Annotated in this window: 13 protein-coding genes; all 13 read right to left on the minus strand. The window is 43.6% G+C overall.

Going from position 1 to position 15,377, the window contains the following annotated elements:
* Nucleotides 1-593: 593 nt before the first annotated feature.
* The 13 genes from AABW11_RS13930 to rimP all read right to left on the minus strand — a co-directional run bounded on the left by AABW11_RS13930 (nt 594) and on the right by rimP (nt 15,040).
* Complete coding sequence (locus tag AABW11_RS13930; protein WP_340105727.1) at nt 594-1,313, minus strand: SDR family NAD(P)-dependent oxidoreductase; 720 nt, start codon at nt 1,311-1,313, stop codon at nt 594-596.
* The gene (locus AABW11_RS13935) at nt 1,313-1,966 is read right to left on the minus strand and encodes a 7-carboxy-7-deazaguanine synthase QueE (RefSeq protein ID WP_340105728.1); all 654 of its coding nucleotides are present in this window, start codon (nt 1,964-1,966) and stop codon (nt 1,313-1,315) included. Before AABW11_RS13935 ends, AABW11_RS13930 begins: the two co-directional genes overlap by 1 nt.
* Nucleotides 1,959-2,348, minus strand: a complete 390-nt coding sequence (locus tag AABW11_RS13940) for a 6-pyruvoyl trahydropterin synthase family protein (protein WP_340105729.1) — start codon at nt 2,346-2,348, stop codon at nt 1,959-1,961. Before AABW11_RS13940 ends, AABW11_RS13935 begins: the two co-directional genes overlap by 8 nt.
* Before the next feature lie 298 nt (nt 2,349-2,646).
* Complete coding sequence (locus AABW11_RS13945; RefSeq protein WP_340105730.1) at nt 2,647-4,143, minus strand: asparagine--tRNA ligase; 1,497 nt, start codon at nt 4,141-4,143, stop codon at nt 2,647-2,649.
* 94 nt (nt 4,144-4,237) lie between these two features.
* The gene (locus AABW11_RS13950) at nt 4,238-5,494 is read right to left on the minus strand and encodes a M16 family metallopeptidase (RefSeq protein WP_340105731.1); all 1,257 of its coding nucleotides are present in this window, start codon (nt 5,492-5,494) and stop codon (nt 4,238-4,240) included.
* Between the two features lie 142 nt (nt 5,495-5,636).
* Complete coding sequence (gene pnp / locus AABW11_RS13955) at nt 5,637-7,754, minus strand: polyribonucleotide nucleotidyltransferase (RefSeq protein ID WP_340105732.1); 2,118 nt, start codon at nt 7,752-7,754, stop codon at nt 5,637-5,639.
* A 122-nt stretch (nt 7,755-7,876) separates the two neighbouring features.
* Complete coding sequence (gene rpsO / locus AABW11_RS13960) at nt 7,877-8,146, minus strand: 30S ribosomal protein S15 (RefSeq protein WP_340105733.1); 270 nt, start codon at nt 8,144-8,146, stop codon at nt 7,877-7,879.
* A 48-nt stretch (nt 8,147-8,194) separates the two neighbouring features.
* Nucleotides 8,195-9,157 (minus strand): bifunctional riboflavin kinase/FAD synthetase, encoded by a 963-nt coding sequence (locus tag AABW11_RS13965; protein WP_340105734.1) that lies wholly within the window; start codon nt 9,155-9,157, stop codon nt 8,195-8,197.
* A 6-nt stretch (nt 9,158-9,163) separates the two neighbouring features.
* Nucleotides 9,164-9,901, minus strand: coding sequence for a tRNA pseudouridine(55) synthase TruB (gene truB, locus AABW11_RS13970; RefSeq protein WP_340105735.1), 738 nt, complete (start codon nt 9,899-9,901; stop codon nt 9,164-9,166).
* Nucleotides 9,902-9,906: 5 nt separating this feature from the next.
* On the minus strand, nt 9,907-10,278 hold the full coding sequence (gene rbfA / locus AABW11_RS13975; RefSeq protein ID WP_340105736.1) for a 30S ribosome-binding factor RbfA: 372 nt from the start codon (nt 10,276-10,278) through the stop codon (nt 9,907-9,909).
* A 7-nt stretch (nt 10,279-10,285) separates the two neighbouring features.
* Nucleotides 10,286-13,225: a translation initiation factor IF-2 gene (gene infB / locus AABW11_RS13980; RefSeq protein ID WP_340105737.1), complete on the minus strand. Its 2,940-nt coding sequence runs from the start codon at nt 13,223-13,225 to the stop codon at nt 10,286-10,288.
* A gap of 64 nt (nt 13,226-13,289) precedes the next feature.
* Nucleotides 13,290-14,549, minus strand: coding sequence for a transcription termination factor NusA (nusA, locus tag AABW11_RS13985; RefSeq protein ID WP_340105738.1), 1,260 nt, complete (start codon nt 14,547-14,549; stop codon nt 13,290-13,292).
* 32 nt (nt 14,550-14,581) lie between these two features.
* Nucleotides 14,582-15,040: a ribosome maturation factor RimP gene (gene rimP, locus AABW11_RS13990; RefSeq protein WP_340105739.1), complete on the minus strand. Its 459-nt coding sequence runs from the start codon at nt 15,038-15,040 to the stop codon at nt 14,582-14,584.
* Between the last annotated feature and the right edge of the window lie 337 nt (nt 15,041-15,377).

A 15,377-nucleotide genomic window follows, 5' to 3' on the forward strand; every position in this document is an offset into this window, starting at 1 on the left:
TGTATATGGTCTTTCATCCCTACGTATTTATACTTACAAGCTCCATGCCAAATTCTGTTACCAGAAAAATATTATCTAAAGTATTTACCTAATACTTATCGTCAGCATATACAGATTCCTTTAGCTATTAATTGATTTGTTCCTTTAAAAGCTATTTGAAGCCTTTTTATTTTCAAAGACCATTATCTAAGCCATTAAAAAACTTTCTATACTTTTCTCTTTCTTCCCTTTTTGAGTAGCAGTGACGAAAACGTATCCTAAAACGTAGACGGAAAAATGATCTGCAGTAGATCAATATTTTCCTCTGACTTCAATTATATTAAATATTTTTTAGCAAGATCAGATCAGAATAGAAGTTTTCCGCTGGCAGAGATTGCTCAAGAGAATCTCTCTGGGAAGAGGGTGTCCATCGGATTTTACCTGGATCTGATAAACATTCCCTGGTTCACCCTATTAAAAAAGGGAATCTTTCCTTTTTGATTTAATAAACGAACTCAGGTTGCAAGGTTAGAGGAATATCGAGGCTTCAATTTGGCGGACCTTATATCCGATTTTTAACATTCCATCGACGCCTGGATGCTTTCTTTAAAAAGCTACATAGGTGCAACACGACCATGCTGAGGCTGAATTGTAATTTCTTCCACAAGAGTTCGGGGAGAAAGCTGAGTCATCTGAACAATAAGTGCAGAAACATCCGATGGATTAATCAGCTTTTGAGGACTCATTTCAGATTCATCCCATGAAGGTGAATGCGTCTGGCCAAGATTAATGGCGGTCACGCCAATATCTGTACTTTTGAGTTCATCACGCAGAGACCGGGTATAACCAAGGAGTGCATGTTTTGCAGATGAGTACGCTCCGCTTTCGCCAAGCCCCTGGAGAGCTCCAACAGAACAAATATTCAGAATCAGACTTCTGTCAAATTTTCTCAGGTCTGGTAAAAACCGATTAATGACGTTCACCGCCGTAAACAGGTTTAAATCAATCTGCTCCTGATATTCCGTGGCAGATGTTTCTGTCACTTTCTTGTAAAGATAGCTGCCGGCGTTATTTACAATAATTCCCGGGATGGGTATTTCATCCGGGATCTGAAGAGCATCAAGCTGAACTTCATCTGTTGCATCGCAGGAAAGAAAAGCAACATGGGTTGCTCCCGCTTTTTCACAAAGGTATTTCGTTTCCCGGAGTTTATCCTCGCTTCTGGCAAGAAGCAAAAGTGGACGATTAGTTGTTGCGGCAAAGGTGATAGCAATGCTCCGCCCGATTCCCTGGCTGGCGCCGGTTATCAGAACAGATGAATCTTTGTAAATCATCAGGGTACATCTATAAATTTGTGAGTCTGCAGGCTTATTCCCCACTCGGGGTTTTGTTTAACATAGTCTACAATCAATTTTATAGATGATGGCGTTTCCCATTCCGGCTGTAAAAGCAATCGCGTGGTTGACGGACATTTTTTTGCATTCTCTTCTGCCCACTGAATGTCTTTATTTTTCAGGACTACCACTTTCAGTTCATCCACGTAGGGAAAATTTTCATCTAAAGGCTTTTTGAACCGTTTAGGCGAAAGCGTTACCCAGTCGAGCTGACCCGACAACGGTGATGAACCACTCGTTTCGATGTGGACATCCAGACCTTCCTGTTTCAGACGAACTGAGAGGGCCTCAAGATTGTGAAGCAAGGGTTCACCCCCTGTTATCACTGCGAACTCCGCACCGCTGTTAACGGCACGCTGAACAATGTCTCCGGTTCGGGTATCAGGATGCTTTTCCTCATCCCAGCTCTCTTTTACATCGCACCACCAGCAGTTGACATCGCAACCTGCCGTTCTGATAAAATAAGCAGGTCGTCCGGTATGAGCACCCTCGCCCTGAATAGTGTAAAAATCTTCCACCAGCGGATATTTAACATCATTTAAACGCTGAATATCTGTTTCTGTCTGCGCTGCTTTTTGTTCAATTTTATACATCGTCGTCCGTGTATTCTACCCAGCTTGTTTCTGTTTCCCAAACCGTAACAACCAGGGATATACCGTCAGGTATTCGTCGTTTAGTTTCTTTATGAATGTACTCTGCAATTCGTTCTGCCGTCGTGGCCACAGGAAGCTCATCATTTAAAACAGAGTGATCAAGCCCCCCTTTTTTTGAATCTGATGCGGCCCATTTAAGCTCTTTAAAATCGCACACCATGTCAGGTGAGTCGAGATATTGAGAGGGGTTCAGCTTATGAGATTTCGCTTTGATGTGTACTTTATAGGTGTGGCCATGCATACGCCCGCATTTACCATTATATCCTTCGATAAAGTGGGCTGCATCAAACTTAAATTCTGTATTTAGTATCCAAGTAGGCATAATAAAATTGTAAACTCAAAAAATGGAACTCTTCTCAAACGATACAAGATCATTAGGATTGTCTGAGACACTTTTAAATTAGCCTTGTAAAATAACTATTTTAAGCGTGCGAATCACGTATCATTCACAGTTAGTTATCCGCTTAGAGTTTTGCAAATCGTGATATATCGGCAGATAGTAATCGATTGAAAAATTATACGACTATTTAGTAGTAAAGCTATCAACAGATTCTTCAGCAAAGTCACTCGAAGACTTAAAACAATTCTTTAATCACTAAACAAAAGAATACGAGCGTGTATCATGGGCGCAAACGTCCCAGCATTCGAGGAAACGGAATTGTCTCCCGCACGTGCGTTAACCCGCAAATCCATGATACAGTTCGCTCAAGTCCCAGGCCGTACCCGCTGTGAGGAACAGATCCGTATTTTCTAAGATCGAGATACCAATCGAATGCTTCTTTCGGTAAGTCGTGCGCTTCAATACGTTCAAGAAGCACATCAAGGCTATCTTCACGCTCGCTACCGCCAATAATTTCGCCATACCCTTCCGGAGCCAGTACATCAAGGGCAAGTGCCAGCTTATCATCTTCGGGATCGCGCTTCATATAAAATGCTTTAACTGCAGCCGGATACCTGTGAACCATCACGGGCGTATCGTATTGCATGGTTAGTATGGTTTCATCGCTTCCGCCAAAATCGTTGCCCCATTCAAAGTTGGCAGCAGATTCTTTCCAGACCGGAATATTCCTGAGATCCTCGTCAATTTGATCAATCCGGGAGTGAATCTCTTTTATTCGCTCGTCGATTTGAGCTTTTCGCCATTTCTTCGCTGAACCATGTTCTTTCTTAATCTCTTCTAGTTCCTGTTTGATCTCTTTCTTCTCAGACTCGCGATCCTTCTCCATCTGATCGAGCATGTCTGCAGTACTATCACTTTTTAACTGTTCGACAGCCTCTGTATAAGAAATCTTTTTGAATGGCTCCGATGCTGCTTTCTTCAGGAATGACCTGTCTCGTTCAAGGATATCGAGCTCTGATTCATGCTTTTCGAGAACAGACTTAATAATGAACTTCAGCATTTTTTCAGCAAGCTCCATGTTCATATCAAGATCGTAGAACGCCATTTCAGGTTCAATCATCCAGAATTCGGTAAGATGGCGGCGGGTTTTACTTTTTTCTGCGCGAAACGTTGGACCAAATGTATACACTTTTCCGTGGGCCATCGCCATTGCTTCGGCATAAAGCTGACCGGATTGGGTCAGATACGCTTTCTCATCAAAATAGTCAGTTTCAAAAAGTGTAGTCGTTCCTTCCGCTGCATTCCCGGTAAAAATTGGGGCATCCATCTGGATAAATCCTTCCTCCTGGAAAAACTGATGAATAGAGAAGATAATCGTATTTCGAACCTGCATCGCTGCCCACTGGCGCTGACTCCGGAGCCACAAATGCCTATTTTCCATCAGGAATTCTACACCGTGATCTTTAGGTGTGATCGGGTAATTCTCAGCCACCTGGTAAACTTTCAGGTCCGTGGCGTGAAGTTCATACCCGCCTACACTCCTCTCATCCTTTATTACCTTCCCTGTTATGGAGAGTGAGCTTTCCTGTTTGAGTGTTCCTGCAGCTTCAAACACGTCTTCAGAGACCTCTTCTTCCGAAACAATACACTGGCAAAGTCCGGTGCCGTCACGGAGTTCAAGAAAATGCAATCCTTTGCTGCTTCGGCTGTTGTAAATCCAGCCTTTTAACGTTACAATCTCATCTTCGTGGTTAGAAAGCTTATTTATAGTCGTCATGAAAAAATTGTTAAATGTCGGTCGTTAATTATTCGTTCTTTATTCGAGGATAAAGCGTTATTCCATCACCTCCGGCTGAGGATAGATCCCGGCCTTATGCCTTATTTTCAGGCAGCAACACTGTTTCGGAAAACAATGTAGGATCAAAAAATGATTCACTGAATTGGAGCAGATCCTCTGTGGTTACAGAGTTAATATTTGCAACCAATTCATCAAGTGTCACAAATCGGCCGAAGTAAATCTCACTCTTTGCGAGGCGGGTCATTCTGTTGCTTGTACTTTCCTGAGAAAGCAGCAGTTTTCCTTTGAGCTGTGCCTTGGCCTCTTCGAGCTCCTGATCCGGTATTTTTTGCTCTCTTATCAGTTCAAATTCACGGGTTATCAGCTCTCTTACGTGGTCCACATACTCCTTGTCTGTTCCAATATAAACACCAAACAGCCCTGAATCGGTGTACGACTGATTAAAGGTTCCGATGGAGTAGCAGTAACCATATTTTTCCCGGATATTTTGATGCAGTCTTGAGCTCATCCCACCACCCAAAATCGTATTTGCAAGCAATAGTAAGTATTTATCCGGATGATCATAAAACAAGCCTCGCCGGCCCATTATCATATGAGTCTGCTCAATAGGCTTGGTAATTACATTCTTAAATGGAGAATAATCTGTCAGGGGCTGATCAATAGGTTTTACTGCACCGGTAGAATCAATCTCCATCACTTTTGAGACCAGTTTCACAACTTCCTCATGATCTATATTTCCCGCTACGGCAACCAGCAGATTTGATGGTTTGTAGCGCTCTTCCATATAGTCGAACAGGTCCTGCCTGGTAAATGAGGAAACCGCTTCTTCATAACCAATAACGGGACGGCCAATCGGATGTTTGTCAAACGCTTGTTTGCTAAACTCCTCAAACAGCGTGTCTTCCGGACTGTCTCTGTACATTTTCATCTCCTCGATGACCACCTTTTTCTCTTTTTCAAGTTCCTCTGCCGGGAACGTAGAATTTTTCACCATATCGGTAAGTACATCAAGCGCAACAGGAAGTTTTGTATCAAGGCAGCGCGCATAGTAACAGGTGTATTCGGTGGATGTTAATGCGTTAAGATACCCACCAACAGATTCCATACTAAGAGCAATATCGTAGGATGATCGGTTTTCAGTTCCCTTGAAAAGCATATGTTCAAGAAAATGGGTAATTCCGGCCTGGCTATCGGACTCATTCCTGCTGCCCGTCTTTGCCCAAATGCCAACGGTTGCACTTTTCACACTTTCAATTTTTTCTGATACAATCTGCATACCATTAGGCAGTACAGTTTTTGATACGGACTCAAGTTCGCTCACTTTATTCATAATTTTTCTTTATATGCCCTTCTGGACGATTAAACAATATAATTTTCAAGGGTGATAGAATGTGATGATCGCTAATAACAAAAACAAAAATAGCGCCTTCTATTCAAAGGCGCTATTTCTAAATTAAGTTGCAATCGAGCTTCTAATCTTCTTCCGGTTTAGGAAGCAGTGCTTTCCTTGAAAGACGAAGTTTCCCGCCGTGCTCAACTTTCAGAAGCTTCACTTCAATCTCATCACCAACAGACAATACGTCTTCAACATTTTTCACGTGGCCGTGATTGAGTTCTGAAATGTGAAGCAAGCCTTCCTTTCCGGGAACAATCTCTACAAAAGCGCCATATTCTTTGATCGCTTTCACAGTACCCTGGTAAGTAGCTCCTTCATCAAGCTGACCTGCAACGGCCTGAATTCGTTTCTTGGCTGCCTCAGCTTTTTCGAGAGAGTCCGCGGTAATGGTTATTTGGCCCTTACCTTCTTCATCTTCCTCTATCCAGATTTCTGTATCTGTTTCTTTCTGAAGTGTTTGAATCACTTTACCGCCAGGTCCAATCACGGCGCCAATACTGTCGCCATCAATCGTCATGTTAATAAATTGCGGTGCATGTTCGGAGATTTGATCACGCTTCTCAGAAATAGTTTTGGCCATTTCTTCGAGTATGTGCATTCTGCCGCCATGTGCCTGTTGAAGTGCTTCTTCAAGGATCTCAAATGAGATACCTTTTACTTTCATATCCATTTGAGTAGCAGTGATTCCATCAGCAGTTCCGGCCGTTTTAAAGTCCATGTCTCCCATGAAATCTTCTTCGCCCCGGATGTCGGAAAGAACAACGGTATTGTTTTCACCGACAATCATGCCCATTGCGATGCCCCCGACAGGTTTTTTCAATGGTACACCGGCATCCATCATAGCCATTGAGCCACCGCAAACGGAAGCCATGGAAGATGAGCCGTTAGATTCTGTAATGTCGGAACGGACTCTCACAACGTAACCAAACTCTTCCCATTCAGGCATGAGCATTTTAAGTGCACGTTCTGCAAGGTGTCCGTGACCAATTTCCCGACGTCCCGGTCCCCGCAGGAATCCGGCTTCACCCACACAATAAGGTGGGAAATTATAGTGAAGCATGAATGTTTTGTCCTCTTCATAAAAGAGAGTATCTACGCTTTGGGCATCACGTTTGGTTCCGAGAGCAACCGATACCAGGGCCTGTGTTTCACCGCGGCTAAAAATTGCTGATCCGTGTGCTCGCGGCAGGTAACCAACTTCTGACCAAATATCGCGAATATCTTCAGGTGAACGACCATCAATCCGGCGTTTTTTCTCGAGAATCATATTTCGCAACTCTCGTTTTTCCATGTCGCCAAAGAAGTCCGAAATTTGCCCTCCGGCATCTTCATATTCTTCTTCTGATGTGATGGCTTCAATCACTTCATTTTTCAGATCTCTGAGACGGCCGTTATATTCTTCTTTACCGAGGCCTGTTTCAACGATCTCTTTTAGTTTAGAACCCGCATGCTCTTCAACTTTCTCTTTGAGATGTTCATCAATAGGTTCAGGTGCAAATTCTCGTTTTTCTACACCGCACTCCTCGCGAAGCTCTTCCTGGAACTGGCAAAGTTTGGCGATAGCTTTATGACCTTCCTTAATCGCTTCAAGCATTTCAGCTTCAGTGATCTCTTTCATTTCTCCTTCAATCATCAGAACGCTGTCGGCTGTACCGGCTACAATCATGTCGATGTCACTTTTTTCAAGCTCATCGATAGTTGGATTGATGATGAATTCACCATCAATGCGGCCAACTTTTACCTGAGACATAGGGCCGTCGAACGGAATCTCTGAAATATGAGTAGCGGCAGATGCGCCAAATGCGCCAAGAACATCAGGCTGATTTTGCCCGTCAGATGAAAATACCTGGCAAATATACTGGGTTTCATTAAGGTAACCACTTGGATAGAGCGGACGTAAACTTCTATCAATCAACCGGCTGGCAAGTGTTTCACCATCCGAAGGACGCCCTTCTCTTTTCATAAAACCGCCGGGAAACTTTCCACCGGCTGTAAAGCTTTCTCTTAAATCAACTACCATCGGGAAAAATCCCTGACCGGGTTTTGGTTCTTTTGCACTTACAACAGTACATAATACCATTGTTTCCCCCATTGTAACCATCACTGCACCATCGGCAAGCTTTGCAAGCTTACCGGTTTCTACAGTTAATGTTTTTCCGGGAGCAAATTCTATACTTTTCTTAATTGGATTCATAAATGTTTTTCTGTTCTTTTCTCGGTTTACAACTATTCTATGGATAGGGTTAGAAGAGCGAAGAGAATAGCCAAACTTCGTTCTAAAAAAAAAGCACGCCGTTGACTGCGTGCTTGATTAATTTATTTTCTGATACCGAGCTTTTGAATCAGCTCACGATAACCTTCAATGTCAGTATTTTTAAGGTAGGTAAGCTGTCTCTTGCGTTTACCTACAAGCTTAAGAAGACCTCGGCGGGAAGCGTGATCCAGCATGTTTTCCTTCAGATGTTCTGTCAGGTGGTTGATTCGCGCGGTTAGCAGTGCGATCTGTGCTTCGGTAGATCCTGTATTCTCGGCAGACCCACCGAATTCGGTGATGACTTCTTCGATTTTTTCTTTACTTATACTCATTTGGGAATTCTAAAATGTTCTATTAATTAACAGCTTAAGAAAATAAGCTTAATTATCTTGTTTTGCAATATTTGGGCGTTTAGATTTCAAGATCTTTTTCGCCTTGTCCTCGTCTTTTTCTAACTGTTCTTTTAACTCCTCAATTCCGCTGAATTTTTTTTCGTCGCGCAGACGTCTTACAAACTGTATTTGAACTTCTTTACCATACACATCGTCGTTAAAATCAAAGATGTGTACCTCCATCGTTAGGTCTTCACCATCAAATGTCGGGCGTTTTCCAATATTCATCATTGCCGGATGGTAGGTTTTATCTATCCTGATCCATACGGCGTAGACACCAATTTTAGGAATTATTTTCTTCGCCTGGTCTGTATGAATATTTGCCGTGGGAAATCCAATTTTACCACCTCTTTTATCACCATGAACAACCGTGCCATGCAAAATATAATAGCGGCCCAAAAATTTCGCAGCTTTTTCTGCATCGCCCTCCTCCTGCAGTGCCTTTCGGATTGATGTACTGCTCACGGTCTGGTTTTCTACTTCCTGCCGGGATATAACGTTAGCAGTAAATCCTAGCTCCTCGCCAAGAGCTCTAACCGTCTCAATAGTCCCCTCCCGATCTTTCCCGAACTGGTGATCGTAACCAATGATAAACTCCCTGACACCAATTTTCTTATAAATGATATCCCGGATAAACTCTTCAGAACTCAGCAGGGAAAAATCGCGGTCAAACGGAATCACAATCATTTCATCAATGCCAAGATCGGCGAGCAGCTCACATCGTTCGGGCAGCGTGCTTAGAAGTTTTATTCCGTCAGATCCCGGATTGATAATTTCCCTTGGATGAGGATCAAATGTAACGATGACACTTCTGGCAGAAAGCTCATTTGCCCTGTCTACAACTGCTTTTATCAAAACTTTATGCCCCTCATGGACACCATCAAATGTGCCTACCGTCAGTACAGTATTTGAATTTCGCGTGGCATCATCCAACATGATTAGTTTAGACATAGCGTTCTAAAAATTTATTTGATCATCAAATTCAGAGGGGGTTACTGCATCCTTAACTCTAAAGCCCCCAATTCGCGTTCTCCGAAGAGAGGTTACGTGCGCCAAGCTGTTGGCCGCCTGGCCCAGCTCGTGAGCAATTGATCGGATATAGGTTCCTTTCTCACACGTGATTTTCAAATCCAGTTCAGGTAGACGGCTATTCAGTATCTCAATACTATTTACAGTTACTTGACGGGGTGGTAAATTCACCTTCTCGCCTCTACGGGCCTTTTTATAAAGCCGTTCGCCTTCCACCCGTATCGCTGAGTAAATGGGAGGTAATTGGGTGATTGTTCCCAAAAACTTTTGATCGATTATCTCTTCCAGTTGTTCGGGTGTGATGTGTTTCCAGGGAGCGGTATCGTCCGCAGGTAAAGCGGCATCATAGCTGGGAGTTGACTCACCAAATCTTATCGTGGTGATGTATTCCTTCTCGCCATCCTGAATCTGAGCTATTGTTCGGGTAGCTTTTCCCGTGCAGATAACGAGCAGGCCGGTGGCAAGGGGATCGAGCGTACCTGCATGCCCCACTTTTTTCGGGGGGATTCGATTTCTGACGTGACGTACAGCATCAAAACTCGACCATTCCAAAGGTTTATCGATGAGAATAGCAGCCCCGGAAGAAAACTTATCAACAGGAAAGTCAACTATCGTATTTTTAGATACGACAGGCAGGTCAACAAGTGGTATGACCTGTTTTGCCATGCTGTTTAATCGTCAGAATTATCGCCTTCGCCGCGTTGCTCGCGAACTTTAGCGAAAAGCTGTTCCATTTTATTGACGTATTCAGCCGTGTCGTCTTCAAAGAAAAGCAGCTCGGGAATTCGGCGAACCTGGTTCTTTATTTTACTTGCCAGTTCGTATCGGATCTGATCCTGATTATCATCAATATATTGATAAATAGTCTGTGGATCACGATCCTGGGTAAATACACTCAGGTACACTTTTGCGATCGATAAATCGTCAGTCATACGCACTTGCGTTACGGTGATAAATGTACCTGATGGCTGATAATTCTGTTGTAAAATTCTTCCAAGGTCCTTCTGTATTACAGATGCGAGCCTTTTTGTTCGAATGCTCATAAAACCTCTATTGCGCGTCTTCTAATTTCCGCTTCTCTTCTTTGATTGTGTAGCTTTCAAACTCATCGCCCACTTTGATATCATTGAAGTTCACGATGCTGATACCACATTCGTAGCCAGACTGAACTTCCTTAACATCGTCTTTAAAACGCTTGAGTGAATCGATTTCTCCGTCCCAGATCACAACACCATCACGAATAATCCGGATAGGATCATTGCGGTGAACTTTACCTTCTGTAACGTAACAGCCGGCAATAGTTCCCACTTTCGATACTTTAAAGACTTCACGAACTTCAACCATACCTCTGAGTTCTTCAGAGATCTCAGGACTGAGCATGCCTTCGAGTGCGTCATGCACTTCATCAACAGCATCGTAGATAACACTAAAGAGTCGGATATCTATACTTTCAGCTTCGGCAAGTTTACGTGCTGTTGCACTAGGCCTTACCTGGAACCCGATAATAATTGCATCGGAAGCAGATGCCAGCAGGACATCAGATTCCGTGATGGCTCCCGATCCCGTATGAATGATATTCACGGATACTTCTTCGGTACTCAACTTCTGCAGTGCACCGGAAAGGGCTTCAATTGAGCCATCCACATCCGCTTTTATAATAATGTTAAGCTCGGATACTTCACCAAGGGCCATTCGGCGCGAGAGATCATCAAGCGTAAGATGCTTGGTCCTTCTTAGGGATTGCTCACGTCGTATCTGCTGACGCTGATTAGCCACATCTTTTGCCGTTTTCTCGTCCATCGGTACAACAAGACGGTCACCTGCCTGTGGCACGGTATCAAAACCTGTGAGCTGTACCGGGGTTGATGGGCCGGCTTCTTTGAGCCGTACGCCATGTTCATTCTCCATTGCCCTCACACGACCGAAACATGGTCCTGCGACAAACGGGTCACCCACTTTAAGCGTCCCGTTCTGAATAAGAATATTTGCGACAGTTCCTTTTCCTTTATCAATTCGGGATTCAAGAACAATGCCCTGTGCATTACGATTAGGATTGGCTTTCAGTTCCAGAAGCTCAGCCTCAATAAGCACTTTATCTAGAAGATCATCAATTCCATCACCCGTTTCTGCCGATACCTCGGCAACCTGAGTGTCACCGCCATATTCCTCAACAATAACCTGGTGCTCGGAAAGCTGCTGCTTGATTTTATCTGGATTGGCTCCGGGCTTATCCATCTTGTTAATCGCAACAACAATAGAAACACCGGCTGCTTTCGAGTGATTAATTGCCTCGATAGTCTGCGGCATCACAGCATCATCTGCAGCTACCACAAGAATCACAATATCAGTTGCTTGTGCACCACGGCTACGCATTGCGGTAAACGCCTCGTGACCGGGGGTATCCAGGAATGTAATTTTTTTGTCGTCTTCGGTCTTCACCTCATAAGCACCTACGTGCTGGGTAATACCGCCAGCCTCACCGGCTGCAACTTTTGCTTTCCTGATGTAATCAAGAAGAGATGTCTTACCATGGTCAACGTGACCCATAACAGTAATAATGGGCGAACGGGGTTCAAGATCTTCCGGATCGTCCTCCTCTTCCACCATAATCTCTTCGACGACTTCATCAGCATCCACAAAGTTAACCTCGTAGCCGAACTCTTCGGCTACAAGCTCAATAGTAGCCGCATCGAGCCTTTGGTTGATGGAAACCATCATACCAAGATTCATACAGGTTGTAATAACGTCTGTTGGCTTCACATCAAGAAGGTCAGCGAGATCACTAACAGTAATAAATTCAGTAACGTCAAGAACTTCTGTTTCTAGTTCTGACATTTCGTCCTGCGCCAGCTGCTCTTCCTCACGTTCCTCACGACGTTGTTTCCGTCGTTTTTGACGTTTGCTGCCAACAGTGTCGGATTCTTTCATGCGCTGCATCGTCTCGCGCATTTTCTTTTCTACATCCTCTTCATCAACTTTGGATGATTTCGATCGTTTTTTAGATTTTTTGGTCTTCTTCGCCGGAGTTTTAGAATCAGATTTACCGCTCCGTGATGTTTTTTCGTCCTCATCACCTTTTCGATCTTTTCGTCGTTTCCGTTTTTTAACTTTCTTAGACTTATCAGAGGTAAATGATACTTTTCCTACAACTTTTGTGCCTTTCAGCCGGCCCGCTGATCCACGGATAATTTCTTCTTCTTCTTTCTCATCTTCATCTTCATCTTCATCCTCGTCTTCCTCTTCCGCTTTTTCTTCCTCATCAGTTGAAGAAGCAGAGACATCTTCTTCTTTTTCGGTTTCCGCAGCTGATATCTCTTCTTCAGCTTCAGGTTCTTCTTCTACAATCTCTTTTTTCTGTGGCTCTTCCGTTTCGGCAACTGCTTCTTCTTTTTCTTTTTCAGGCTCTTCCGCAGCAGGCTCTTCCTTCTTCGCTTTTACATCAGCTTCTACAGGCTTTTCTTCTGCTTCTGTCTCTGGCTCAGGTTCAGGCTCTGGCTCTTTTTCTACTTCAGCCTTTTCCTCAGGTTCTTCTTTAATTTCTTTTGCTTCTTCCTCTTCAGCTTTCTCCTCAACGACTTCTTCCTTCGGAGCCGGTGGAGGCGTTTCCTGCGGTTCGAGTGTCATTTCCGGTGATTCTACCGGCTTTTTCTCTTCCTCTTTTTTCTCCTCCTTAACCGGTTCCTCTTCTTCCGGTTCCAGATCGTCCATCGGTTCTAAAAAGCTGTCGAGTGTGACGCTTTCATTCCGGTTAGACATTATTTGGCTTCTGCGGCTCTCGTACTCTTCCCGCGCTTCAGCATGCTCCCTTCGCTTGGCCTTGTCGTCGCCATAAATTGACGAAAGCACCTCGTACATCTCAGGAGTAATCTTGGTATTCGGACGATTAGCAACGTCAAAATCATGCTCTCCCAATGAATCCACGATAGATTGAGTTGCAACATTAAATTCTGATGCAACTTTAAATAATTTTTTTGGCTTTTGGTCCGTCATAAAAATAATTAGTGAAATGTGTCAGATAACCGCTTTCGAAAATTAAAGATCCCGAAAGTTACGATCAATCTTGTTCGTCCTCAAATTCGTAGGCAATGATATCAATGATACGTTCTGCCTCTTCTTTATCAATTTTACCTTCTGTCCGCCGCACCAGCTCGTCTTCATCAAGCTCTAAAACTGCGCGGGCGGTATCGCAGCCAATCTCATGCAGTAAAGCGGTTGTTTCGGGGCCGAAATCGACTTCAAACTCATCGATATCGATATCATCCTCTTCTTCAACTTCACGGAATACATCAATTTCGCAATCCGTTAATTTTGAGGCTAGGCGAATATTTACGCCGCCTTTCCCAATCGCCTTAGAAACTTCATCTGCAGGTACAAGCACATTAGCGTGTTTACCGTCATCAAGAAGCTCAACTTTCAGTACCCTTGCTGGCTGTAGTGCCCGCTTTATAAATTCAAACTTATCGGGTGTCCAGTTAATTACATCAATATTTTCGTTCTGCAACTCACGCACAACAGCGTGAATCCGGATTCCTTTCATTCCTACACAGGCACCAACGGGATCAACGCGCTCATCGTGTGACATAACCGCAACTTTTGACCGGTCACCCGGTTCACGGGCAATCCGCATCAGTTCGATGATGCCATCAAATACTTCAGGAATTTCATTTTCGAACAGACGTTCCAGAAACATCGGAGATGTTCTTGAAATAATTACGGTGGGATTTCCGCCAATCCGCTTCACCTCCACAACGACGGCCCGAATGGTATCTCCTTTTCGGTACCGGTCTTTATATATCTGCTCGTTTCTTGGCAGCAACAGCTCAACACCATTATGGTTGACCAAAATATCTTTGTTATTGCGAACCTGGTAAACGTCTCCAAGAACGATATCTCCAATACGATCAGAATAATCTTCAAATATGTTATCCTTTTCAATCTCACGAATTCTTTGAGCAAGCTGCTGACGCGCCATTGTAACTGCACGTCGTCCGAAGTCAGCAATCGAGATTTCCTGGGCGTACTCATCATAGAGCTCCAGGTCAGGATCCTGCTTTTGAGCCTCTTTTAGAGAAATTTCTGTCACCTCATCAGTCAGCTCTTCTTCCGGCACAACCTCACGAATATGCAGGATTTGTATCTCTCCACGATCTGCATTAAGAATTACCTCAAATGCTTCATCTGAGTCGTATTTTTTACGAATCATCGACCGGAATACATCCTCCAGTATTGACAATAGCAGATCCTTGTCGATCCCCTTGTCTTTGGCGATCTCTGCGAAGGACTGAATAATTAATTTAGAAACGTCGTTTTGCATCGGTAGTGATGGTTTATTGTGTTCGGTACCGGCTATATTTTTGGAATAATCTTTGTCTCAACTAACTGATCAAAATCTATGGTCACTGTTTGGCTGCTTTCATCTTCAATCGTAACGAAATCATCGGTTACATCTTTTAAAATTCCTTCAATTTTTTTGTATTCGTCATCCTGCTGATACTTTATTTTCACGGCCCGGCCTTTGTTTTTACCATACTGACGTTTGTCGCTCAGTGGCCGACTCAGACCCGGCGATGACACATTCAGACGATACGAACGCGGAAAAATATCCTCACTTTCTACCTGAAATGAGAGCTCGCGACTAATTTTTGAGCATACATTCAGGTTAACTCCACCTTCTTCTGAGTCAACATACACCCAGACAACGTTCATATCCTGCTGCTTAAGTTCTATGTCAACGAGAAACATATCTTCCTGCTCCACAAGCGGTAACGCGAGTTCTTCAATACGTTTCAAAGGGTCTTTATTCATTAAAACTTTGGCTGTTACTACAAAAAAAAGCGAGATCCTCCCCGGAACTCACTTGAGATTCATAAAATATGCTAATATCCGTTAAAAACCAACCCATAACGCTATCCGATTTAGCAGTGGAGCTATCGTTGCAGGTTTAAAATTGTTAATCTGTCAACTCTTATTAACATTTTATTTCAGAGTGATCAAAACTTTCAGGTCTTATTGCCATCACCCGAACCTATGTTACGTTTAGAAGCTAAAATTGATTTTCATGTATCTTAATTAAGATCTTTCCGGGTAGAGCGGTTCGTTACCTCCCCGCTCCCCCACAGACCCGTACGAGCAGATTTCCCGC

The sequence above is a fragment of the Rhodohalobacter sp. 8-1 genome, from assembly GCF_038150125.1.
GTDB lineage: Bacteria > Bacteroidota > Rhodothermia > Balneolales > Balneolaceae > SW132.

Coding starts and splice junctions, on each gene's coding strand:
- AABW11_RS13935 (WP_340105728.1), bottom strand. CDS start 1,966: ATGTATAAAATTGAACAAAAAGCAGCGCAGACAGAAACAGATATTCAG.
- nusA (WP_340105738.1), bottom strand. CDS start 14,549: ATGCAAAACGACGTTTCTAAATTAATTATTCAGTCCTTCGCAGAGATC.
- rpsO (WP_340105733.1), bottom strand. CDS start 8,146: ATGAGTATAAGTAAAGAAAAAATCGAAGAAGTCATCACCGAATTCGGT.
- rbfA (WP_340105736.1), bottom strand. CDS start 10,278: ATGAGCATTCGAACAAAAAGGCTCGCATCTGTAATACAGAAGGACCTT.
- pnp (WP_340105732.1), bottom strand. CDS start 7,754: ATGAATCCAATTAAGAAAAGTATAGAATTTGCTCCCGGAAAAACATTA.
- AABW11_RS13930 (WP_340105727.1), bottom strand. CDS start 1,313: ATGATTTACAAAGATTCATCTGTTCTGATAACCGGCGCCAGCCAGGGA.
- AABW11_RS13965 (WP_340105734.1), bottom strand. CDS start 9,157: ATGTCTAAACTAATCATGTTGGATGATGCCACGCGAAATTCAAATACT.
- truB (WP_340105735.1), bottom strand. CDS start 9,901: ATGGCAAAACAGGTCATACCACTTGTTGACCTGCCTGTCGTATCTAAA.
- rimP (WP_340105739.1), bottom strand. CDS start 15,040: ATGAATAAAGACCCTTTGAAACGTATTGAAGAACTCGCGTTACCGCTT.
- AABW11_RS13950 (WP_340105731.1), bottom strand. CDS start 5,494: ATGAATAAAGTGAGCGAACTTGAGTCCGTATCAAAAACTGTACTGCCT.
- AABW11_RS13940 (WP_340105729.1), bottom strand. CDS start 2,348: ATGCCTACTTGGATACTAAATACAGAATTTAAGTTTGATGCAGCCCAC.
- AABW11_RS13945 (WP_340105730.1), bottom strand. CDS start 4,143: ATGACGACTATAAATAAGCTTTCTAACCACGAAGATGAGATTGTAACG.
- infB (WP_340105737.1), bottom strand. CDS start 13,225: ATGACGGACCAAAAGCCAAAAAAATTATTTAAAGTTGCATCAGAATTT.